Below are 21,727 nucleotides of genomic sequence, written 5' to 3'. Positions count from 1 at the left end.
TTTATTTTGAAAGGTCAGACCACATGAGCATGCGTCTCGCCAAACAGGGTCGGCTGATTGACCGGTCCAAACAGATCGAGTTCACCTTTAACGGTAAACGGATGCAGGGCTATGCGGGCGATAGTCTCGCCTCGGCATTGCTGGCCAATGATCAGATGATGATGGGCCGGTCGTTCAAATATCACCGCCCGCGCGGCGTTGTTGCCTCTGGCTCGGAAGAGCCAAACGCGTTGATGCAGCTGGGGACAGGGGATCGCTATGAACCCAACCAGCGCGCCACCACCACCGAGCTGTTCTCGGGTCTGACGGCGCAGTCACAGAACCACTGGCCCAGCCTGGAATTTGACGTGCTGGCGATCAACAACAAGCTGACCCGGTTTTTGACCGCTGGCTTTTACTACAAGATGTTCATTCATCCGCGCCCCTTCTGGAAGCACGTCTATGAGCCGATTATCCGCAAATCTGCCGGTCTTGGTCAGGCGCCCGACGCCGAACTGAAGGATGCCGACAGCTACGAGCACTTCTACTTCTTTGCGGATGTGGTGGTGATTGGTGGCGGTGTCGCGGGCCTGCAGGCGGCCAAGGCGGCTGCGCTCAGCGGTGCCAAGGTGCTGGTATTGGAACAGAATAACCACTGGGGCGGACGTGCGCCGGTGGATGGCGGAAGCATTGATGGAGAGACGCCGGACGCCTGGGTCGAGAAAACCCTGGCAGAGCTGCGCGGCATGCAGAACGTCACCCTGCGGGACCGCTGCATGGGCGCGGGCGTCTATGATCACGGCTATGTGCTGGGCTATGAACGGCTGACCGATCACGCGCCGGGGCAGGGTGGTCCACGCCACCGGTTGTGGCGCATCCGTGCGGCGCAGATTGTCACCGCGACTGGCGCGATTGAACGGCCGCTGTCGTTTGCCGGCAACGATGTGCCCGGCGTGATGCTGGCCGCCTCTATGCGTGACTATGTGGTCAACTGGGGCGTGACTCCTGGCCAACGCGTTGTCGTGGCCACCAATAACGACGATGCCTATCGCACGGCCCTGGCGCTGCATGAGGCAGGCGTTGACGTGGTGCGCGTGGTCGATGCCCGCGACACTGGTGGCGGGGCCTTGATGGAACAGGTTCGCGAAAAAGGCATCCGTGTTGAGCTTGGCCGCGCTATTGCCAAGGTCAAGGATGGCCCCCGCGTCTCCAAGGTCGCGATCTGCGCCCAGAACGGTGAAGGCGGTGCGCAGGAAGAGATCGAGGCAGATGCCGTTGCCATGTCCGGTGGCTGGTCGCCCGTTGTGCACCTGTGGTCGCACTGCGGGGGCAAGCTGACCTGGGACAAGGAGCAGGCCTTCTTCCGTCCCGATCCTGCCCGCCCGCCGCTTGGCGACAATGGTGCAGGCTTTGTGATTGCCGCGGGGGCCGCCAATGGCGCCCTGCAGCTGGATGCAGTGCTGGCGGATGCGACCCTGGCAGGGGCGCAGGCGGCAGAGGCTTCTGGTTACCCGGCTAAGTCCATCCCAGCGCCCAAAGGCGACAGCGAACGCGAAACCCTGATGGAGCCGGTCTGGCTGATGCCCGCCAAGGCGGATATCAAACTGCGGATGAAATCCTGGCTGGACTATCAGAATGACGTCAAAGTTTCCGATGTGCAGCTGGCGGCCCGCGAAGGCTATGAAAGTGTTGAACATACCAAGCGTTACACCACGCTGGGCATGGCAACCGATCAGGGTAAGCTGTCCAATATCAACGGTCTGGCAATTCTGGCCGATAGCCTGGGCGCGGAAATTCCGCAGGTCGGAACCACCACTTTCCGCCCGCCTTATCATCCCATTTCCATGGGTGCGATTGGCGGCGAGGCCCGTGGCGAGATCTTCCAGCCGGTGCGCAAGACGCCTATCTATGACTGGAACGATGCCAATGGTGCCGATTGGGAACCGGTGGGCCAGTGGCGCCGTCCCTTTGCCTATACCCGCAGCGGCGAAAGCCGCCATGACGCGGTGAACCGCGAGGTAAAGAACACCCGCGAAAACCTTGGTCTGCTGGATGCCTCCACCCTGGGCAAGTTGATTGTCAAAGGGCCGGATGCAGGCAAGTTCCTCGACATGATGTATACCAACATGATGTCGACGCTGAAGATCGGCAAATGCCGCTATGGTCTGATGTGTTCGGAAAACGGCTTCCTGATGGATGACGGTGTTGTCGCTCGCATAGATGAAGATACCTGGCTGTGCCACACCACCACCGGCGGTGCCGAAAGCATCCATGGCTGGATGGAAGAATGGCTGCAGACCGAATGGTGGGACTGGAAAGTCTATGTTGCCAATGTGACCGAACAATATGCCCAGGTTGCCGTTGTTGGCCCCAATGCGCGCAAGGTCTTGGAAAAGCTGAACGCGCAGGCCGGTGGCGGATTGGATCTGTCGAAAGAGGCGCTGCCCTTCATGGAATGGCGCGAGGGCCAGATCGGCGGTTTTGATGCCCGTGCCTTCCGTATTTCCTTCTCGGGAGAGCTGTCCTACGAGATTGCGGTTGCCGCATCAGAGGGGCAGGCGTTCTGGGATGCACTGATGGAGGCGGGGGCCGAATTCAAGGTCATGCCCTATGGTACTGAAACGCTGCATATTTTGCGGGCGGAGAAGGGCTTTATCATGATCGGGGATGAAACCGACGGTACGGTCATTCCACAGGATCTGGGGCTGAACTGGGCTCTTTCGAAAAAGAAAGAGGACTACCTGGGCAAACGGGCGCAGCAGCGCTCGCATATGGTGGACCCGGATCGCTGGCAACTGGTCGGTTTGGAAACCACTGATGGGTCGGTACTGCCCGATGGTGCCTATGCGCTTGGCAACGGTATCAATGCCAATGGCCAAAAGAACATGATTGGCCGGGTGACATCGACCTATCATTCCGCCACGTTGGACCGCGGCATTGCGATGGGGCTGGTCAAGCACGGGCCCAAACGTATGGGCGAGGTGCTTGAGTTCCCCGGAACCGACGGCAAGGTCTACAGTGCGAAGATCGTCGATCCGGTCTTCTACGACAAGGAAGGGGAGAAGCAGAATGTCTAGTCCTGTCACTGCCACCAATGGTGCCCAGTTCACCGGAATCGCAACTGTCGAAGACGCAGGCCTGCAGGGGATGATCACCCTGCGCGGCGATCTGTCTTCCAAAACTCTGAAGGCGGCGGTCAAGGCGGCCACCGGTGCCGAGGTGCCAGAGCAGCGCAAGATCTCGGTGGTTGAGGGCGGCGCAGCGGCCTGGATGTCCCCGGATGAGCTGCTGCTGTTGGTGCCCTATGGCGATGCCGTGGCCAAAACAGCCGAGCTGGCACAGGCCTTGAAAGGCGAACATGCGCTGGCGGCCAATGTGTCGGATGCGCGCTCTTACTTCCGCATCTCTGGGGCGGGCGCGCGTGAGGTTCTGGCCAAGATCAGCCCGGTTGATCTGTCGTCACAGGCCTTTGCGCCGGGCGATTTCCGCCGCAGTCGCACCGCCCAGGTGGCGGCGGCTTTCTGGCTGGAAGACGGCGGCGAAGAAGACAGTTTCCGCCTTGTCTGCTTCCGCTCTGTTGGCGGCTATATGTTCCAGCTTTTGGCTGGTGCAGCCCACCCGCAGTCTGCAGTGGGGGTCTATTGACCTGATACTGCCCGCGCCTGGGCGGCAGCTGCCGTCTGGGCGATGAAGATGAAAACCCTGTGGTGCCGTCAAATCAAATTTGGCGGCACTCGGTTTTTGTGGGTTTTGACAGATGGCATAGTTCGACAGTTCGCACCGTTTGGCTGACGGGTCCTTGGCGCAGGGCTGATCGCTAAGCAGGGAATGTAGCCTGCGCCGTTGGGCGCTTGCGGCGGCTTGGGACAGGCTGGCCGCACAGTGCTGAATGTTCAAAATGCAAATCTACCCGGTTTTTTCTTTGCGTTAAATGCTTCTCATGCTAAGCACCGGAAAATAGAGTTCAGGCATAGGATTTACCTTGGCCATTGGCACCTGCTGCGCGTTTGCAGCAGTCTTTTTCCGTTTTGTTGAGTGTTTGAGGATCATATGAGCGTGTATTTACGCAGTCTATTTGTTGTTTTTCTGGCCCTGTTTAGTGGTCAATCCTCGGCTTCGGAAACCTACGTCTGCACCTTCACCCCGCTGGGGGATGCCACAGGGCAGGCGGTGGGTGAAATCCCGTTGCGGGTCTCTATGCGCTTTTCCCAAAATGGCACTTCAGCGCGGGTCAAGGCGACACGAGAGGGCAGCGCTTTCTTTGCGAATTTGGAACAACGCGGCGCAGGATCCTACTTGCTGGACTGGACGACGGAGCGGGACGCGCAGACCTATGGCAGTGCGACGACGGGCAGTTTCCAGGATCGCTACCGGATCGTTCTGAACCTGAAGAATATGAAGGTTGCGCTGCAGATGCTGACAAGTCTGTCACAGGATGAGGTTGCACCGCGCGCCTTTGGAACCTGTTCTTCGGTCGAGCAGCTGCCCCGGTCCTGGCGAAATTATTATGCGCCGTCCTAGGCGGCGTTGATCCGGCCCTGACAGGGGCCCCATGTCAGCGTGGGCCGCGCGCGCAATCAGCCCTTGAACAAGAAGGTTGGAAATTGTGTCAGGGCGCGCTGTTGCGTCAGGGTGTCAAAACCGGATGCACGACCGTTATCTTCCAGGCAGGTGTCATAGAACGACAGGCTATCGGCTAGCTCTTGCATGCGGTGCTGCCGGGTCGCGGCATCCAGAAATGGGGCGTGGGTCGACAGGTAGAGCGCGGGACGATGTGCTTTCAGCCAGGGCAGCAGGCTGGGCAGTACATCAAATTCTGCGCCCTCAATATCCATTTTCACCAGCGAGACCTTGCTCAGATCTGTGGCATCGGAAAAATCTTTCCAGCCCAGGGTTATCACATCGGACCCATGGTCGCCGTCGGTCAACAGGCTGGTCATGCTATCGCCGGCCTCGCCCCCAAAAGACGCCATACGGGCAATACCGACCCCCCGGCTGAGCGCGACGGAAAAGGCGGAAACATTCTGCACGCCGTTCAGTTCTAGATTCCAGGCGAGATAGCGAAAGGCCACTGGATCGGGTTCAAAACAATAGACGCGGCGGGCACGCGCGGCCCCATATAGGGTGGTTGGGCCGATCCAGGCCCCGATATCCAGATAATCCTGTTCCTTGTTCAAGTAGGCGTCCAGGACCGCAAAGGTTTCCGGTTCCCACCTGCCGGCAGAGGCCTTGCGCCAGAACTTGGAATGGTAGGGATCCAGCCGAAAGGGCAGCCCGTTGAGAGAACCGGCATAGTAGCCGCGGGCGCGGTAGAACGTCTTGCGCGCGGCCGTCCAGGTCTTGGCGATCATCTCGAATACCTTCATTTTTGCACATCGACCATGCGCTGTTTTCTTGTCTTGGCCCTTGACCTGCCTGCCGCTGCGCCGCATGTATCTGCACAGGAACGCAACACTTTTTATGACAGGGGTCCAATATGGCTTTTGAACTTCCCGATCTTCCTTATGCACATGACGCGCTGGCCGCCAAGGGCATGTCGGCAGAAACCCTGGAATACCACCACGATCTGCACCACAAGGCCTATGTCGACAACGGCAACAAGCTGATTGTCGGCACCGAATGGGACGGCAAGTCGCTGGAAGAGATCATCAAGGGCACCTATGACGCATCGTCTGTGGCGCAAAATGGTATCTTCAACAATATCTCGCAGCTGTGGAACCACAACCAGTTCTGGGAAATGATGGGGCCTGGTGTCTCTGCCATGCCTGGTGAGCTGGAAAAAGCACTTGTTGAAAGCTTTGGTTCGGTTGACGAATTCAAGTCGCAGTTCTCGGCTGCCGGCGCGGGCCAGTTCGGCTCTGGCTGGGCCTGGCTGGTGAAGAATGCTGACGGTTCGCTGGCAGTGACCAAGACCGAAAACGGTGTGAACCCACTGTGCTTTGACCAGACCGCGCTGCTGGGCTGCGACGTATGGGAGCATTCCTACTACATCGATTTCCGCAACAAGCGCCCTGCTTACCTGGCCAACTTCCTTGACAACCTGGTCAACTGGGAAAACGTTGCATCGCGTCTGGGCTAAGTTCAGAAGCGATCATATTTGTGACGATAGCGCCCGGCCATTTGGTCGGGCGCTGTTGGTTTAGGGGATCCTGATGAAGGTCGGGCGCTGCAAAAGGACCGCTGGAATGACCGAAGCGACAAAGGGCGTTTTTGCCATGATTGCAGCCTGCTGCATCTGGGGGTTGTCCGGGCTGTTCTATAAACAGTTGGCGCATGTGCCGCCCGAACAGGTGCTGTCGCATCGTATCCTGTGGTCGGGGGTGTTTTTTGCCTCTGTGCTGGCAGTGCAGGGGCGGCTGCCCCAGTTGCTAGAGGTGCTGCGCGATTGGGCGCGGGTGCGTGTGCTGCTGCTGGCCACAGCGATGATTTCGCTGAACTGGTTCATCTTTATCACTTCGGTCCAGATAGAACGCGCCACCGAGGCCTCGCTGGGTTATTATATCTTCCCGCTGGTAAGCGTGGTACTGGGCCGTCTGTTTTTTGGCGAGCAGCTGAGCCGGGCGCAGATCCTGGCGATTGGCCTGGCGGCGCTGGCCGTTGTGGTGCTGACCTATGGACTGGGCGTCGCACCCTGGATTGCCCTGGTGCTGGGGATCAGCTTTGCCATCTATGGTGTGGTTAAAAAACGCCTTGATACCGGGCCGGTGGTCTCTGTCACCGCTGAGGTCCTGTTGCTTTACCCGCTTGCGCTATTGGTGATTGCAGCCACGGGCGGAGGCGGTTTTCAAAACAGTTGGCATGATGCGGCGCTGATGATGGTTTCCGGGCCCTTGACGGGGATGCCGCTCATCCTGTTCAGTTTTGCGGCGCGGCGGGTGGCCCTGGGCAGCGTCGGAGTGTTGCAGTACCTTAATCCGACGCTGCAGGCCTTTGTGGCAACAGTGATTTTTGGTGAACTCTTTACCCCCTGGCACGGCGCGGCCTTTGGCCTGATCTGGTCGGCAGTGTTGATTTTCTCTTTTGGGGCACTGCGGAAATCGCGTCGCAGCGCCCAAGAGGCGCAGCGCGCTGCCCTTTAGCCGTTCAGCAGATCCAGCGCCTGTTCTGGGGTGTCGACCCAGTCCAGCAAGGCGCCCATGGAGGCATCGGCAAAGCCCTGCGCCAGCATGTGATCAATCAGGTCGCGCAGCCTGTCCCAGTAGCCTTCGACATTCAGGATCACGATGGGTTTGTCATGCAGTCCCAACTGGCGCCAGGTCAGGGCTTCGAACAGCTCATCCAGTGATCCGGGGCCGCCGGGCAGTACGATCACCGCATCGGCATTGTACAGCATCACCTTTTTGCGTTCGTGCATGGTTTCGGTGACGACATATGTGCTGAGATCGGATTTACCCACCTCGCGTTTGACAAGATGTTCGGGAATGACGCCAAATGTCTCGCCTTTGGCCTGTTGGGCGGCACGGGCGACCGTGCCCATCAGGCCGACATCTCCGGCACCGTAAACCAGCCGCAACCCGCGTGCTGCGAGCAACGCTCCCAGGGTTTCGGCGGCGCGTGTATAGGCGGGCATTGCCCCGGATCGGGATCCGCAATACACACAGACGGATTTTATGCTCATGTCGGTGCCTTTCGCTGATATTTCAAGGGGAAACACCACTGGTGTTTTGACCCTTGATAGCGGGATTGATAGGCTGCCTCAACCGGGCGCGTGATGCGGGGCCGACATCTGGTATGTCGGAGGCGCTGAAGGAAGGAAGAAGATGGCTGAGACGGGTGTAACAGGCGGGCTGAGTGCTACGGCGCTGGGGGGCATTGCCGCGACAGTTGTCGTACTGGGCGGTGCCGCTATTCTGTGGCTGGGCGTTTTTGACCTCACGACAGAAGGTGACCAAGCAGCAGAGCAGGGCACATCTGCGGGTCAGCCTGTGACGATCTCGCCTTCCGCGCAGCCGCCAGAGGTGATCAAGGGCCTGTCTCAACAGCCAGATCCGGCAGAACCTGCCCAGTCGGGGCAAGCCACCGCAGCACAGGATGAGCCACCGGCGGCGGACACTGCGTCGGCTGCGGCTGTAGCGATGCAATCGGCGGATGCGACGACAGCCCCACAGGCGGCTGCCGAGACGCCCGCCGCGTTGATTGATGCGCCGCAGCTCGATCTTGTACGGGTTGATCCCACAGGCGATACCGTCATTGCCGGGCGCGCCGTTGCCGGGGGGCAGGTCGCCATTCTGCTGGACGGCGAGGTTCTGCAGCAGGTCGAGGTGCAGGCAGGCGGTGATTTTGTCGCGTTTGCCCAGATTCCGCCCAGCCGCCAGGCGCGGGTCATTTCCCTGCGCGCCGAGGCCGAGGGGCAGCAACGCCTGTCAGAAACCAGCTTTATTCTGGCACCCGCCGGACCTGTTCCCGCCAGCCCTGTTCCCGACATAGCGCCACAGCTGGCGGAATCCGAGACGGCAACAGGTGGTACGGCAGCCAGCACCACGGGCAGCACAACAGGCGACGTAGCAGAGACCAGTATTGCCGCAAACCGTTCAGACGATAGCTCTGATCCAGAGGCGCCAGCTTTGGCGCAGACACCTGAAGGCATCGCAAGCACTGCGCCCCGGGCCACCACCCCGTCGCAAGCTGCAGCTTCGGCCCCCGAACTCACAAGCCAGACGGCAGATGCGTCCCGTGAACCCGCGCCGCCAGAGGTCAGGGACGTGGCGGGGCAAGCCTCTGTGGCCGGGGCAGAGCCAACACTGGCGGTTGAAACCCAGCCTGCGCCGCAGCCCCAGCCCGCCCAGGTGGCTGTTCTGCGGGCCGATGCCGAGGGCGTGACCCTGGTGCAACCCGCCACCCAGCAGCCACAGGACAAGGTGGTGCTGGATACCATCGGCTATTCGGACAGTGGCGAGGTGCAGCTGGCAGGCCGCGCCCGTGCAGCGACCGAGGTGCGGGTCTATCTGGATAATCGCGCGGCGGGGGCCTTCACCGCAGCGCAAAACGGCACCTGGGCCGGGCATCTTCTGGCGATCAGGCCAGGCGTCTATACGCTGCGCCTGGATGAAGTCAGCGCCGAAGGCGTGGTGCTCAGCCGTCTGGAAACCCCCTTTAAACGCGAAGCCCCGGAGCGCTTGCAGGCACCGGCCAGCGAGGCTGGCATCAGTACAGAGGCACCGCTGGTGCGGGCCATTACCGTGCAGGAAGGCGATACGCTCTGGGCGATCTCGCAAGAACGCTACGGCAGTGGGTTCCTGTATGTGCGGGTGTTTGAGGCCAACCAGGCGGCCATTCGCGACCCGGACCTGATTTACCCCGGCCAGGTTTTTTCCATTCCCGATTGATAAGGCGCAGGGCCCCGCTCTGGGCTGGGGCGCAGTGCAAGACCCCACCTGGCGGGCCAGTTGGCCGCTATCTGTTGGGCCAATGACCGGGCCGCCCTGCCATTGGCGGCTGCGGCACTGGTGTTTCCGGGTTCCGGCCTCTATCAGTCAGGCTTGACCATGCCTATTCCCGCCCCTGTGCCGATGTCGGCAGATGGGCGGCGCAGGACGACGACCCGCGGCGAGCCAAGGAAACGTGACCAATGACCCAAGCTGAGACGTCAACAGACCGGCAGGCAGACGGCCCAACGGCCCGCGAAGAGCGCCAGTCGGGCCTGCGCACCCTGCGACGGGTGGGCCCCTATCTGTGGCCAAGCAAACATCTCTGGGTCAAACGACGGGTGGTGCTGGCGCTTGTGGTTCTGGTGCTGGCCAAGTTGATCGCGGTCTATACGCCGATGCTCTACAAGGGGGCGGTGGATAGTCTTGCGGCTGAAGGTGTTCCGCCCCTGGCTCTGGGGGCGGTGGGGCTGACCGTGGCCTATGGGGTTGCGCGGGTCCTTACCACCGGGTTCCAGCAGCTGCGTGACGCGATCTTTGCGCCGGTGGGGCAGCGCGCCCTGCGGCATCTGGCGCTGGAAACCTTCACCCATATTCACCGTCTGTCGATGCGCTATCATCTGACCCGCAAGACCGGCGGCCTTAGCCGGATCATCGAGCGCGGCGTCAAGGGCGTTGAATTCCTGCTGCGCTTTTTGCTGTTTTCCATTGGTCCGCTGGTGCTGGAGCTGACGCTGGTGGCGGTGATCCTGACGGTTCTGTTTGATGCCCGCTATCTGGCGGCAGTTTCCATCACCATCGGGCTCTATGTCTGGTTTACCTTTGCCATCACCGAATGGCGGGTCAAGCTGCGCCGCGAGATGAACCGCCAGGATACCGACGCCAACCAAAAGGCCATCGACAGTCTGCTCAACTATGAAACGGTGAAGTATTTTGGCGCAGAGACCCGCGAGGCCGAGCGCTACGATAGCGCTATGCGGGCCTATGCCAGTGCTGCGTTGAAAACCGCCTATTCGCTGGCCTTCTTGAACTTTGGCCAAAGCCTGTTCATCACCGCCGGTCTGGTTGCCGTGATGGTGATGGCAGCCATGGGGGTGCAGAATGGCAGCCTCACCGTTGGCGATTTTGTCATGGTGAATGCCTACATGATCCAGATCACCGTGCCGCTCAATTTTCTGGGCACGGTCTACCGTGAAATCCGTCAGAGCCTGGTCGACATGGCCGAAATGTTTGATCTGCTGGAACAGCCCGCCGATGTGAGCGACAAGATAGGGGCCAAGCCATTGCAGGTGAATGGTGGCGAGATCCGGCTGCAGGATGTGCGTTTCGGCTATGACAGCGACCGCGAGATCCTGAAAGGGATCTCACTGACCGCAGCGGCTGGACAGACCGTGGCCATTGTGGGGGCAACCGGATCAGGAAAATCCACCATCGGACGGCTGCTGTTTCGGTTTTACGATATCACCGATGGCTGCCTGACCATTGATGGCCAGGATATCCGGGATGTAACCCAGGACAGCCTGCATGCCGCCATTGGCGTGGTGCCGCAGGACACCGTGTTGTTCAATGACAGCATCGGCTACAACATTGCCTATGGCAAATCCAACGCCAGCCAGGCCGAGGTCGAACAGGCCGCCCGCGACGCCCAGATCCACGACTTTATCATGAGCCTGCCCGCTGGCTATGCGACCCAGGTCGGAGAGCGCGGGCTGAAGCTATCGGGTGGCGAGAAACAGCGGGTTGGGATTGCCCGGACCCTACTGAAGAACCCGCCGATCCTGATCCTGGACGAGGCCACCTCGGCGTTGGATACCAATACCGAGCAAGATATCAAGGACGCGCTTCAGCGGGCCGGAGAGGGGCGCACGGTGCTGACCATTGCCCACCGTCTGTCGACCGTCGCCGAGGCCGATCTTATCGTGGTGTTGGAAAAGGGCGAAATCGCGGAACAGGGCAGCCACGATATGCTCTTGGCGCAGGGGGGACGCTACGCGCAACTTTGGCAAGGCCAGCAATCTGATGATTCAGCCAGTTCGGTCGGCTAGGGTGAAAGCGGCCCGGCTGGCGTTCTGCTTGCCAGGGTGGGGCCGGGGGGGCCATCCCGAGCACAAGACAGGAGGCGGGTATGGCTGAAACGCTGGCGATGTTGTTGCTGATTGGCCTGGTGGCGCTGTTGACCCTGGTGCCATTGATCAAGCACGATGGCTGGTGGGTGCGCGGCGTCGAGTTTCCTGCACTGCAAATCACGGTGCTTAGCTGGGGCGCACTGCCCATCTATGTTACCCTGTTTGGCTGGGACAGCATTTGGGACAGGGCCGCTTTGGCGGTGCTCTGCGGCTGTAGCCTACTGCAGCTGGCCCGTATTCTGCCCTATACGACGTTGTTTCCCAAACAGATCCAGAGGGCACGCCAGATGCGCCCCAAGGATCAGCTGAACATGGTCGTTGCCAATGTTCTGACACCCAACCGGCAATCGCAGGCGGTGCTTGCGATGGTGCGGCGGTGCCAGCCTGATCTGTTCCTGGCGGTGGAAACTGATGATTGGTGGCAGGCAGAGCTGGAAAGCCTGCTGCCGGACTATCCGTATATGGTGAAACACCCCTTGGATAATCTCTATGGTATCGTGCTGTTTTCCCGGTTGGAGCTGCAAAACACCCGGGTGCGGTTTCTGGTAGAAGAGGCGGTGCCCTCGATCCATGGCGATGTGATCCTGGGGTCTGGTCATCGGGTGGCGCTACACTGTCTGCATCCCGCACCGCCCAGCCCCAGCGAAAATCCAACCTCCGCTGAACGCGACGGAGAGCTGCTCTTGGTGGCCAAGACGCTGGACCCCGCCGCTGGCAGCGTGGTGGTGATGGGGGATCTGAACGATGTGCCCTGGTCACCGAGCCTGCGGCTGTTTCAAAAGGTAAGCGGCCTGCTTGATCCGCGGATCGGGCGCGGGTTGTTCAATACCTTTCACGCCGGGATCCCGCCGTTGCGCTGGCCTTTGGATCATGTGTTTTGCTCGGGCGATTTCACCCTCGTCTCGTTTGATCGCCTGGGCCATGTCGGATCAGATCACTTCCCGATCCAGGTGGTGTTGCAGCACACGCCCAGGGCACAGAAAGTGCACCCGGAACTGGTGGCCAGCGTCACAGAGACAGCAGAGGCACAGGGCAAGATCGACAAGGTCGGGGCCGATGAGACGGCCCTGCGATAACCGGTTTTCCGCTTGTGCAGCTGCCCCTGTTACCGTTTCCAGCGCCACAAGGCCCGGAACGCAAACGCCGCCCCGAGCCCGATGTTGCTGATGCGGCGTTTCGAATGAAGATCACTCCTGCAGTCTGGCAACACATTCCGAAGCGCGCTGAACCTCGGCGTAGCTGGCTGCCAGCGGTGCCATGATTGCAGCCTGAACCATGTCAGACGATGCAGTGACTCCATTGTGCTCTACCGTTGCGGCTGCGCAGGCATCATGGGCCAGGGTGACCTTGAAGCCAAGATCGACAGCAGCGCGCACGGTTGCGTCGATACACATCTGGCTCATGGCGCCACAGATGGTAAGGTGTTCAACCCGCGCCTCGCGCAACAGCTCTTGAAGATTTGTACCGACAAAACTGTTTGGCCGGGTCTTCTCAATCACTGTTTCCGCAGAATGTGGTGCGACGCTTGCATGCAGCTCTGCGCCGGGGGTGTCTGGATGGAAGAACGGAGCGGCATCTGATGCCATCACATGTTTGACATGGATCACTATTGTCCCGCTGCGGCGCGCCGCCGCGAGCAAACCCGCCGCCTGCGCCGTCGCGGCGTCCATGTTCGGCAGGGGCATCTTTGCTCCCGTAAAGCTAGGGAAATAGTCGTTTTGGATATCAATCAAGAGCAGGGCGGAAACGGTCATAGGGTCCTCATTTCAACGGTGGTTCTATTGCATTCCATGTTTACAGCGTTGCCCGCCGCAAATACGATTGGCGGATATGACAACTAATGTGCCAAATACGCCAAATGTCGCAATCATCGCCTATGAGGGTGTTCAACAATCCGCGCTGCATGGATTGGGTGAAATGTTTGATGTGGCCAACAGGCATGTCGACAAAGACGCCGGGCGCAGGATCCGCCACCGGGTTGTGACACCATCCTCGGTTGCTGATGCCGAAGACGTCGATGCCATTATCCTGCCGCCCAACCTGGTGGGGGAAAGAGGTGGCGACGCGCGGAACCTGCACAACTGGCTTCGCAAACAGCATCTTTCTGGCACGATTATGTGTTCGGTCTGTGCAGGGGGGTACTGGCTGGGGCATGCGGGTATTCTGGATGGTCGCCCAGCCACGACGCATTGGGCCCTTGAGGCGGATTTCAAATCGACCTTCCCCAGGGTGCAGCTCAACCCTGAACGGATTTTGTTGGACGACAACGATATTGTAACGGCCGGGGGCGTCATGGCCTGGGTGGATCTGGGAATTCACCTGATCGGTCGCTGGCTTGGCCCCAATGCCGTATCGCGCACCTGCCGCCAGATGCTGATTGATCCGACAGGCCGGGAACAGCGCAACTATCGGTCCTTTCGCCCGAATATGAGACACGGTGACCAGACCATTCGCGCCTTGCAAATCTGGATGGAAGGCAACCCGGATGCAGATCAGTCCGTACATGCCCTTGCGCTTCAGGCGGGGCTGTCCGAGCGGTCGCTGCATCGCAAGTTTTCAAACAGCACAGGCTATTCTGTAAACCGCTATGTTCAGGAGCTGAGAGTTGAAAAGGCAAAGGGACTTCTGGAACTCACAACGCTGCCAGTGACAGAGATTTGCTGGCGGGTCGGCTATCAGGATGTTTCCGCTTTCAACCGACTGTTCAAGGCGCATTCGGGTCTGAGCGCAGGGGAATATCGAACTCGTTTCAGGATCAAACCTCTGCAAGCCAACCAAAGTGGACACAGCCCCCAAAGCCGATAACCTCAACAAATTGCGCTGCGCTGACATATGGCAAACACCACTTCTGATAGCCTGCTGCGGTACCGATCGTTCGACCTGGCGGCATCGGTATCAGGAAGGTCGGCCAAGCAGAGGCCATGAAATGAAAAGGCCCCGATGGACGCCAGCCCTTTGCAAGAGAGGGCGAAATCGCGGCGAACGACAGCGTGGAGTCCCAAGTGCATGATGCTGCGTCGTCAATGAATGATCGCTTGCGGATATTTCCTATTCCGGGCGCATAGCCATTGCCGCTTCAATGGTTCTCAGGTGGTTTTGCATCGCGTCGGCTGCGTTCTTTGGTTGTGCCGCAGCTATCGCGTCCACAACCGCGTCGTGCTGATCACTGTGGGTGGTCTGGAACTCATCAGGTGCGATACTGCGATAGGTGCGGTCCCACTCCCGCTGCCATGCGATTCGGCGGCGGGCACCGGACAGATAGATGAGAAATCCGACAAGAACCGGGTTGCGAGACGTCTCGGCAATGGCGCGGTGGAACGCATCATCGGCCTGTTCACAGGCAGCTCTGTCACGTGCCGCGCGGCCCTCAGCAACCTTCTTGCGAAGGTGCGCGATGTCCGCCGCATCGGCTTTTGCAGCAGCTTCAGCGGCAACTTGCGGCTCCAGCAACAGACGTGCGCTCATCACGTCAAGCGGCGTCGCTCCCTCGATCAAAACTGTGTCTCGAATGGGCATGTGAACCGGGCGACTCCCACGAAAGGTTCCTTGTCCAACATGCCGCCAGATTTCCCCTTCGGCCTCAAGGATTGTGTAGCATCCCCGCAGGGTCTCCCTGCTGCACGCCAACAGCGCGCGCAGTTCACGTTCCGGCGGCAGTCGATCCCCGGCCACAGGTGCCAGCGTTTCAATGGCTTGCCGCAAATCTGCCAGGACGGCCTTGGTACGTCTGCCCATACATCATTCCAATCCAGACCAATTTGCGGGCCAATCTATTCACGTCCAGAAAGACTGTCACCAAAAAAGGAGGACGGACCTATGAACATGCAGAACAGAGGCTTCGGGACCTCTTTACCGATCCTCAGCGATGAAGAAATTGAAGCGCAGGTATTCCGCAAACTGGAAGCGGCACAAAAGGTGGAACGCGAACGCGCAAAAGAATGCGTTGTCCTCTTCCAATACCCTGACAATCGGACGGTGTTTCAGCGGTGGCGTGCATGGTGGCATGTGCGGCAGACCCGCGCAGTGACGAAGACTAAAAAGCAAGCGCCCGATGCTGGGGCCGAACCAGTATGGACCCAGAATCGGGCCACGATAAAATACCGCTGACCGCGAAAGGCGACCATCGAACATGACACTGCTTGAAATTCTACTTCTTGCCGGGGCAGGCTTCGCCGCAGGCCTTCTCAACGCCGTAGCCGGAGGCGGGACATTCCTGAGCCTGCCTGCGCTGATCTATGTTGGCGTTCCTCCCGTCAGCGCGAATGCCACGGCCACCCTCACGGCGCTGCCGGGCTATATCAGCAGCGCATGGGGCTTTCGGCACGATATGCAGCGCGAGGGGGCACTGTCGCTATGGGCCATTGCAGTTGTTGGCATGATCGGCTCCGTTTTGGGCGCGCTTCTTTTGATCATTACACCGGGCGATACGTTTTTGTGGGTCGTTCCGTGGCTTTTACTCCTGGCAACCGTGCTGTTCGCCCTGGGTCCTTACCTGTTGCGCCAAATTCAGCAAGGTGGCGTTGGGAGCGCAGGCGTTGCGGCCTCTGTCGCGACCATCCTGGCAGTATCGATCTACGGCGGATACTTTAACGGGGGCCTTGGCATCATGCTGTTGGCGGCCTTCGGTTTCATCGGCTATGTCAATCTACACGGGATGAATGGTCTGAAGAATGTGCTGTCCGCTGTGGTCTCACTGGTATCGGCCGTGACCTTCATCGCCGCTGGACTGATCGCTTGGAAACCGGCGCTGGTGATGGCCGTCAGCGCGACCCTCGGCGGATATCTCGGCGCGAATGTCAGCCGCCGGATCGCCAGAACTGATCTGCTTCGCTACGCCATTACAGCTATTGGCCTGCTAATGGCAGCGGTGTTCTTTCTGCGGTGAATTGAAAAAGTGACCTTTACCCGATTGATTTTATTCGCAGTAAAGCCCGCAGACCGGCCATTGGTATGGTCCCAAAACGGCTTGTATCACAGCTCCCGAAGATTCTTTCGGGAGCTGTGTGTCTTCTGTTCACCTTCTCCACAAGCTCTCGCCATTTGATCTGCCCCAGATACTGAGGGGGCGGGCAGTCGACTGGCGCCTTTGGTATCTGGGTGGCAATTTCAGCCGATAGCTATTCCGCCGCTTGCAGGCGGCTGTCATCCGGTTCTGACTTGGCCGGTTTATCGCCGCTTTTGCTGGTGGTGGCAGTGGGTTGGCTGTCCAGCTGGCCCCATTGGATTTCGCTGGTTGGCAGTCTGCGGGCCTTCTTTTCCAGTTGCATGTCTTGTGCAACCTGGCCGGAACGCCCGCCAGTCAGACGCGCGAGCAGTCGTCCCAGCCAGCTCAGGTAGGTGGACAGCCAGACCCGGATCGACAGCAGGGAAGGGGTCACCACCAGGGTCAGCACCGTGGCAATGCCAAGGCCAAAGACCACAGCGGTTGCCAGCTGTTTCCACCACAGCGCGGTGGGGCTGTTGATGGAATAGCCGCCGTCGATGAAATCGAGACTGATGCCAAACATCATCGGCGCCAGGCCGGCCATGGTGGTCACGGTGGTCAGCAGAACTGGACGGATCCGGGCCTCGGCGGTGCGAATGATCGCTTCGATCCGGGGCATGTGCTGGCTGAATTCTTGATAGGTATCAATCAGAACAATGTTGTTGTTCACCACAATCCCCGCCAGGGCCACGATGCCGGTACCGGTCATGATGATCGAAAAGGGCTGCTGCATCACCATCATGCCGATCAGCACGCCAGTGGTGGACAGCACCACCGCCAGCAGCACCAGAACGGCGTTGTAGAAGGAATTGAACTGCGCCAGCAGGATCACGAACATCAAGGCAAGCGCCCCGGCAAAGGCCTTGGACAGGAAGGCTCCGGACTCGGCCTGTTCGTCCTGATCGCCTGTCCATTCCCAGGTGACCCGGCGATCCAGCGGATCGGTGTCCAGCCATTCCGTAATCTTGGCGATGCGTTCGTTTGCGTTGACCAGCGTCAGCTTGGCACCTTCATCCAGGGCCGCTTGCAGGGCGTCGGTACTGTCGGCATCGAAAAGTTCATAGAGGGTATAGTCGGTGCCATTGGCGGCGGTCACGATTTCGCCCTTGGCCTCCATCCCCTCGGGGATGGCCTTGATCAGCGCCAGTGTGATCAGCCCCGTATCGTCTGCGTTGGGGACCTGGACACTGCTCAGTCCCGGTTCCACATCCGCTTTCACGTCATAGTAGCGTTCCTGATCGACACGGTTGATCTGCGCCAGTTTCGGCACTGGTTTGCGGGTGATAAAGTTGGAGAGCGGGATAAGGCCGTCCTCGGTACGTACCTTCAGCGTATCCAGCGTTGACAACACCCGGTCTGCATCGGGCAGGCGGACGCGGATCTCGATCTCCTCGTCTGAACTGTCGACCCGCATGGAATCGAGCAAGATACCGCGCGTCACCAGCTGCACCATGGCCCCCACGGTGGCGACATCGGCGCCGTAGCGACCGGCTTTTTCCACGTCGACATCAATTTGCCAATCGATACCGGGCAGGGGCAGGCTGTCTTCCACCAGGGTCAGGCCGGGGGTTGCATCAAACTGCGCGCGCGCGGTCAGGGTAGAGGCGGTAAGGGCCTCCCAGCTGTCGCCGCGAATGCGCAGATGCAGCGGCTTCCCCGATCCGGGCCCCTGTTCCAGGGCGTTGATTTCAACAAAGAAGCCAGGGATCTTTGCCAGCTCTGTATTCAACTCGTCGATCACCGTATTGCCATCATACTTGGTGGCGGTGACCTCGCGGGTGAGCAGCCCAAAGAACCAGGTTTCGCTCTGGGTTGGGCGATCTTCCCAGGGGGTGATTTCGAACTGTACCTGGCCGACGGTATCGGCAGGGGCCTGGTTGTTGCTTGGCCCGCCAGTGGCCAGCCCGCCTTCGCCTGCAAAGGAGAACACATTGATCACGGCGGGATGCGCCAAGATGGTCTGTTCGGCCCGCTGTACCATCAGATCCTGTTCCGTCAGGCTGAGGTTGCCGCGCGCCCGCACATAGGCGGTGGCCTGTTCGGGCTCGGATTCAACAAAGAATTCCACGCCGTAGTTGTTTTCGCTGAACTTTCCAAAGACAGTCATAATGCCAAAGGCAACAACTGCCAGCGTGATAACCGGCATCACCGGATTGCCGGCGATGAACTTGATCACATAGCCAAATGGCGTGTGGTGATAGCCCGCTTGAACACTGCGTTGCTTGCGGGTGATCTTGGTGGCGCCCAGGGTGATAGAGGCAGCAAAGGCAGAGGCGATGAAAACCACACCGCCAGCAGCCAGCCCCATCAGTGGCGGGGTGCCATCTGGCAGCAGATAGCTGGGGTTCAGCATCTGCATAGCGCCGGCAAACATGCCCCACAGGGTCGGCGGCACCAGCAGCGCCCGCAGCCACCACCATGGCGCAATCGCGCGCAGCCCGGCAGAACTGTGATCAAATATCCGGCTGATACGGCCCGACAACCCGCCCATGACCGGCAGGTAGATCAATGCGACCACCAGCGAGGCCGACAGAACAAAGATCAGGGTGACCGGCAGCATGCCCATGAACTGCCCGGGCACACCGGGCCAGAACAGCATCGGCAAAAAGGCGCAAAGCGTGGTCGCCGTCGAGGATACGATCGGCCAGAACATGCGCTGCGCCGCCTCAACATAGGCATGCATCGGGCCGGTGCCTTCGCTGATGCGTTTGTCGGCATATTCCACCACCACGATGGCGCCATCCACCAGCATCCCCACCGCCAGGATCAGGCCAAACATCACGATGTTAGAGATCGAGACCCCCATCACGGCCAGGAAGGCAAAGCACAACAGGAAGGATGTCGGGATGGCAAAGCCCACCAACAGCGCCGCCCGGCTGCCAAGCGAGCCCAGTACCACGATCATCACCAGCGCCACGGCGGTCAGGACTGACCCTTCCAGCTGGCTCACCATGGATCCGACAACCCGGCTCTGGTCGTTTGAGGTGCCAAGGGTCACCGCCGCCTGCAGTTCGGGGGGCCATTTGGTCTTGGCCTTTGCCAAGGTTTGCTTGACCAGATCAACGGTGTCGATCAGGTTGAAACCCTTGCGCTTTACCACCTGCAAGGCAACCGTATCATGGCCATCAAACCGGGCGGTTCCGGCGCGGTCTTCAAAGGTGAAATTGATCTGGGCCAGTTCCCCCAGGGTAACGATGCGATCGCCATTGGTTTTCACCGGCAGCCCGTAGATGTCCTGCACATCATCAAAGGAAGAGGGGATCTTGACCGAGAAGGTGCCCTGTTCGGTTTCCACCTCGCCAGCGGCAATCAACTGGTTGTTGTTCTGCACCACGTTGATCAGCTCTACCGCGGTGATGTTGTAGGATTCCAGCCGCAGCGGGTCGATCACCACCTCGACCATCTCATCGCGGTTGCCGGCGATACCAGCCTCCAGCACCGCATCCAGGGCTTCGATCTCATCCTGCAGATCTTTGGCGATCCGCGCCATGGTGCGTTCCGGGACATCACCGGTCAGGTTGACGATGACGATGGGGAATTCAGAGAAGTTGATTTCGTTCAACGAATAGGTTTCGGCCCCATCGGGGAATTCGGCCTCGGCGCGGGTCATGGCGTCGCGCACATCCGCCATCACGGCAGTCTTGTCCCAGCCAAAGTCGAATTCCAGCGCCACGCCGGCATAGCCTTCGGCGGCGGTTGCGCTCATCTTGTCGAGCCCGTCCAGATCGGCCAGCTCTGTTTCCATCACCTTCACCAGCAGGCTCTCGGCGTCTTCGGCGGAAATGCCGGGAAACGACACCGAGATGAACAGCGCCGGGATTTCGATATCCGGCTCGCCCTCTTTGGGCAGGCTGGAATAGGCAAAGCCGCCGACCAGAATGGAGATCAGAATGAAGGCTATGACCATGCGGGCCCTGTCAGCGGCCCAGGAGACGACGCCGATCATTGGTCTGCCTCAATATAGCTGGGGGCGACAGCGACACCCGAGATGACATAGTCCTGCCCGGTGATGATGACATCTGCGGTTTCGGGCAGGCCGGCCACCCAGACGCCATCGGCCTCATCGCGCAGCAGCCTGACGGGGGCAAAGCCAACGGTTTGGTCCGGGCGCACAATACGCAGACCCAGCTGACCATCCTTGTTCAGGGTCAGCGCAGATTGCGGCAGTTTATGCGCGCTAGATCCCTGGGCGGAAATGGCAATATTGGCGGTCTGGCCGTCGCGGATGGCCAGATCAGGATTGGCGACCGAGATTTCCACTTCAAAGGTGCGGGTCGCCGGATCGGCCGAGCGGCTGACAAAGGTGACCTTGCCCTGGACCTGTGCACCGGTGGCCAGTTCGGCCTGGGCCGACGCGCCAAGGATTACCCGGTTGACCTGGGTTTCGGGGACAAAGCCAACAACCTTGATGGTGTCAAGCTGGATCACGGTGGCGCAATGATCGCCTGGCAGCACCAGGCTGCCCAATTCAGCCGTGTCGCTTTCCAGCAGGCCATCAAAGGGCGCCAGAATGGTCAGCCGTTCGATTTCCTTGCGCGCGGTGGCAACTGCGGCAATGGCCGATTCAATACCTGCACGGGCGGTTTCCAGCCCGCCCCTGGCGCTGGCTACCCCGGCAACAGCGGCCCGTTCCGCCGCGCGAGAGGCGGCAAGCTTGGTCTCTGAGGTATAGCCCCCCGCCGAGAGTTTCTCGGAGGCGGTAAGGTTGATCTTGGCTTCGTTCAGCTTGGCATTCGCCTCGTCCAGGCGGGCCTCGGATACGGGCATATTGGCCCGCGCTTCGCTCAGTCGGGCCTGCGCCTCAAGCAGCGCGGCGGGCCGGGTGCCGGGGTCCAGCTTGCACAGCACATCGCCCTTGGCGACCTGCACGCCTTTGCGCAGGGGTTCAGAAATCACGGTCGAAGAGGTCTCTGCCCGCAGTTCCACCTGACGGACCGCCTGGGTCATGCCGCGCAGGATTACTGCGCTGTCAAAGACCTGCGCCTTGCTGTGCAGCGCCACCACGCCAATTCGATTTTCACCTGAAATTTCACTGGGTGCTGCCTCTGCCTGTGTCGCCTGTTCGGGGGCCATCGCGGCAGACTCTAGCGGTGCCTGCGCCGCCTCTCCGCGCGAAAAGGCAAGCAGGGTGTCGCGCTGGATGACAAGATAATAAAGTCCAAGTGACACCAGAATCGCAGTTATCAGGGGGATCAATTTCATCTCAGGCCTTTCAAATGGATTTAGTTTAGCAAAGCGCTGGTGCAGAAAACACCAGAGATCCCGCCAGATCT

The 21,727-nt window shown here is 60.0% G+C and carries 17 protein-coding genes; 11 read left to right on the top strand and 6 right to left on the bottom strand.

What is annotated here, in order from left to right; all coding sequences use genetic code 11:
• The first annotated feature begins 23 nt into the window (after positions 1-23).
• The 3 genes from P2081_RS08275 to P2081_RS08265 all read left to right on the top strand — a co-directional run bounded on the left by P2081_RS08275 (position 24) and on the right by P2081_RS08265 (position 4,500).
• Positions 24-3,056: a sarcosine oxidase subunit alpha family protein gene (locus tag P2081_RS08275; protein ID WP_278922411.1), complete on the top strand. Its 3,033-nt coding sequence runs from the start codon at positions 24-26 to the stop codon at positions 3,054-3,056.
• Positions 3,049-3,624 carry a sarcosine oxidase subunit gamma gene (locus P2081_RS08270; protein WP_278922410.1) on the top strand — a complete coding sequence of 192 codons (576 nt, stop codon included), beginning with the start codon at positions 3,049-3,051 and terminating at the stop codon, positions 3,622-3,624. Before P2081_RS08275 ends, P2081_RS08270 begins: the two co-directional genes overlap by 8 nt.
• Before the next feature lie 405 nt (positions 3,625-4,029).
• Entirely contained in the window at positions 4,030-4,500 is a 471-nt protein-coding gene (locus P2081_RS08265) for a hypothetical protein (protein ID WP_278922409.1), read from the top strand.
• Positions 4,501-4,556: 56 nt separating this feature from the next.
• Here P2081_RS08265 and P2081_RS08260 read toward each other — a convergent pair whose 3' ends face one another.
• Entirely contained in the window at positions 4,557-5,345 is a 789-nt protein-coding gene (locus P2081_RS08260; RefSeq protein WP_278922408.1) for an FkbM family methyltransferase, read from the bottom strand.
• 110 nt (positions 5,346-5,455) lie between these two features.
• On the opposite strand from P2081_RS08260, the gene P2081_RS08255 reads away from it, so the two are divergent.
• Together P2081_RS08255 and rarD are read left to right on the top strand one after the other, a co-directional pair.
• Positions 5,456-6,058, top strand: coding sequence for a superoxide dismutase (locus tag P2081_RS08255; protein ID WP_278922407.1), 603 nt, complete (start codon positions 5,456-5,458; stop codon positions 6,056-6,058).
• 106 nt (positions 6,059-6,164) lie between these two features.
• Positions 6,165-7,058, top strand: coding sequence for an EamA family transporter RarD (gene rarD / locus P2081_RS08250; RefSeq protein WP_278922406.1), 894 nt, complete (start codon positions 6,165-6,167; stop codon positions 7,056-7,058).
• On the opposite strand, the gene P2081_RS08245 is transcribed toward rarD, so the two are convergent.
• Positions 7,055-7,597, bottom strand: a complete 543-nt coding sequence (locus tag P2081_RS08245) for an LOG family protein (RefSeq protein ID WP_278922405.1) — start codon at positions 7,595-7,597, stop codon at positions 7,055-7,057. The two genes, rarD and P2081_RS08245, sit on opposite strands and share 4 nt — an antisense overlap.
• Positions 7,598-7,739: 142 nt before the next feature.
• Here P2081_RS08245 and P2081_RS08240 point away from each other — a divergent pair, with 142 nt between their 5' ends.
• The 3 genes from P2081_RS08240 (at position 7,740) to P2081_RS08230 (ending at position 12,546) form a co-directional block, all read left to right on the top strand.
• The gene (locus P2081_RS08240; protein ID WP_278922404.1) at positions 7,740-9,305 is read left to right on the top strand and encodes a LysM peptidoglycan-binding domain-containing protein; all 1,566 of its coding nucleotides are present in this window, start codon (positions 7,740-7,742) and stop codon (positions 9,303-9,305) included.
• Positions 9,306-9,547: 242 nt separating this feature from the next.
• Positions 9,548-11,389 (top strand): ABCB family ABC transporter ATP-binding protein/permease, encoded by a 1,842-nt coding sequence (locus P2081_RS08235; protein ID WP_278922403.1) that lies wholly within the window; start codon positions 9,548-9,550, stop codon positions 11,387-11,389.
• A gap of 80 nt (positions 11,390-11,469) precedes the next feature.
• Positions 11,470-12,546 carry an endonuclease/exonuclease/phosphatase family protein gene (locus P2081_RS08230; protein ID WP_278922402.1) on the top strand — a complete coding sequence of 359 codons (1,077 nt, stop codon included), beginning with the start codon at positions 11,470-11,472 and terminating at the stop codon, positions 12,544-12,546.
• A 111-nt stretch (positions 12,547-12,657) separates the two neighbouring features.
• Here the strand turns inward: P2081_RS08230 and P2081_RS08225 are convergent, their stop codons facing one another.
• On the bottom strand, positions 12,658-13,224 hold the full coding sequence (locus tag P2081_RS08225) for a cysteine hydrolase family protein (RefSeq protein WP_278922401.1): 567 nt from the start codon (positions 13,222-13,224) through the stop codon (positions 12,658-12,660).
• A 76-nt stretch (positions 13,225-13,300) separates the two neighbouring features.
• Here P2081_RS08225 and P2081_RS08220 point away from each other — a divergent pair, with 76 nt between their 5' ends.
• Positions 13,301-14,275 (top strand): GlxA family transcriptional regulator, encoded by a 975-nt coding sequence (locus P2081_RS08220; protein ID WP_278922400.1) that lies wholly within the window; start codon positions 13,301-13,303, stop codon positions 14,273-14,275.
• Positions 14,276-14,518: 243 nt separating this feature from the next.
• Here the strand turns inward: P2081_RS08220 and P2081_RS08215 are convergent, their stop codons facing one another.
• Positions 14,519-15,205, bottom strand: coding sequence for a FadR/GntR family transcriptional regulator (locus tag P2081_RS08215; protein WP_278922399.1), 687 nt, complete (start codon positions 15,203-15,205; stop codon positions 14,519-14,521).
• An 81-nt stretch (positions 15,206-15,286) separates the two neighbouring features.
• Here P2081_RS08215 and P2081_RS08210 point away from each other — a divergent pair, with 81 nt between their 5' ends.
• Together P2081_RS08210 and P2081_RS08205 are read left to right on the top strand one after the other, a co-directional pair.
• Positions 15,287-15,577, top strand: coding sequence for a hypothetical protein (locus P2081_RS08210; protein WP_278922398.1), 291 nt, complete (start codon positions 15,287-15,289; stop codon positions 15,575-15,577).
• A 22-nt stretch (positions 15,578-15,599) separates the two neighbouring features.
• Entirely contained in the window at positions 15,600-16,355 is a 756-nt protein-coding gene (locus P2081_RS08205; protein ID WP_278922397.1) for a sulfite exporter TauE/SafE family protein, read from the top strand.
• A 232-nt stretch (positions 16,356-16,587) separates the two neighbouring features.
• Here P2081_RS08205 and P2081_RS08200 read toward each other — a convergent pair whose 3' ends face one another.
• The gene (locus tag P2081_RS08200; protein ID WP_278922396.1) at positions 16,588-20,400 is read right to left on the bottom strand and encodes an efflux RND transporter permease subunit; all 3,813 of its coding nucleotides are present in this window, start codon (positions 20,398-20,400) and stop codon (positions 16,588-16,590) included.
• Positions 20,397-21,656 (bottom strand): efflux RND transporter periplasmic adaptor subunit, encoded by a 1,260-nt coding sequence (locus tag P2081_RS08195; RefSeq protein ID WP_278922395.1) that lies wholly within the window; start codon positions 21,654-21,656, stop codon positions 20,397-20,399. The genes P2081_RS08200 and P2081_RS08195 overlap by 4 nt, the downstream gene beginning before the upstream one ends.
• Between the last annotated feature and the right edge of the window lie 71 nt (positions 21,657-21,727).

This window comes from Pseudophaeobacter profundi (assembly GCF_029697505.1).
Classification (GTDB): domain Bacteria; phylum Pseudomonadota; class Alphaproteobacteria; order Rhodobacterales; family Rhodobacteraceae; genus Pseudophaeobacter; species Pseudophaeobacter profundi.
Note: the sequence above shows the minus strand (reverse complement) of the source record. Positions and strands in the feature narration are given on the sequence as shown.

Excerpts from the sequence above, each read along its gene's own strand:
- P2081_RS08275 (WP_278922411.1), top strand. The coding sequence starts at position 24 with ATGAGCATGCGTCTCGCCAAACAGGGTCGGCTGATTGACCGGTCCAAA.
- P2081_RS08270 (WP_278922410.1), top strand. The coding sequence starts at position 3,049 with ATGTCTAGTCCTGTCACTGCCACCAATGGTGCCCAGTTCACCGGAATC.
- P2081_RS08265 (WP_278922409.1), top strand. The coding sequence starts at position 4,030 with ATGAGCGTGTATTTACGCAGTCTATTTGTTGTTTTTCTGGCCCTGTTT.
- P2081_RS08260 (WP_278922408.1), bottom strand. The coding sequence starts at position 5,345 with ATGAAGGTATTCGAGATGATCGCCAAGACCTGGACGGCCGCGCGCAAG.
- P2081_RS08255 (WP_278922407.1), top strand. The coding sequence starts at position 5,456 with ATGGCTTTTGAACTTCCCGATCTTCCTTATGCACATGACGCGCTGGCC.
- rarD (WP_278922406.1), top strand. The coding sequence starts at position 6,165 with ATGACCGAAGCGACAAAGGGCGTTTTTGCCATGATTGCAGCCTGCTGC.
- P2081_RS08245 (WP_278922405.1), bottom strand. The coding sequence starts at position 7,597 with ATGAGCATAAAATCCGTCTGTGTGTATTGCGGATCCCGATCCGGGGCA.
- P2081_RS08240 (WP_278922404.1), top strand. The coding sequence starts at position 7,740 with ATGGCTGAGACGGGTGTAACAGGCGGGCTGAGTGCTACGGCGCTGGGG.
- P2081_RS08235 (WP_278922403.1), top strand. The coding sequence starts at position 9,548 with ATGACCCAAGCTGAGACGTCAACAGACCGGCAGGCAGACGGCCCAACG.
- P2081_RS08230 (WP_278922402.1), top strand. The coding sequence starts at position 11,470 with ATGGCTGAAACGCTGGCGATGTTGTTGCTGATTGGCCTGGTGGCGCTG.
- P2081_RS08225 (WP_278922401.1), bottom strand. The coding sequence starts at position 13,224 with ATGACCGTTTCCGCCCTGCTCTTGATTGATATCCAAAACGACTATTTC.
- P2081_RS08220 (WP_278922400.1), top strand. The coding sequence starts at position 13,301 with ATGACAACTAATGTGCCAAATACGCCAAATGTCGCAATCATCGCCTAT.
- P2081_RS08215 (WP_278922399.1), bottom strand. The coding sequence starts at position 15,205 with ATGGGCAGACGTACCAAGGCCGTCCTGGCAGATTTGCGGCAAGCCATT.
- P2081_RS08210 (WP_278922398.1), top strand. The coding sequence starts at position 15,287 with ATGAACATGCAGAACAGAGGCTTCGGGACCTCTTTACCGATCCTCAGC.
- P2081_RS08205 (WP_278922397.1), top strand. The coding sequence starts at position 15,600 with ATGACACTGCTTGAAATTCTACTTCTTGCCGGGGCAGGCTTCGCCGCA.
- P2081_RS08200 (WP_278922396.1), bottom strand. The coding sequence starts at position 20,400 with ATGATCGGCGTCGTCTCCTGGGCCGCTGACAGGGCCCGCATGGTCATA.
- P2081_RS08195 (WP_278922395.1), bottom strand. The coding sequence starts at position 21,656 with ATGAAATTGATCCCCCTGATAACTGCGATTCTGGTGTCACTTGGACTT.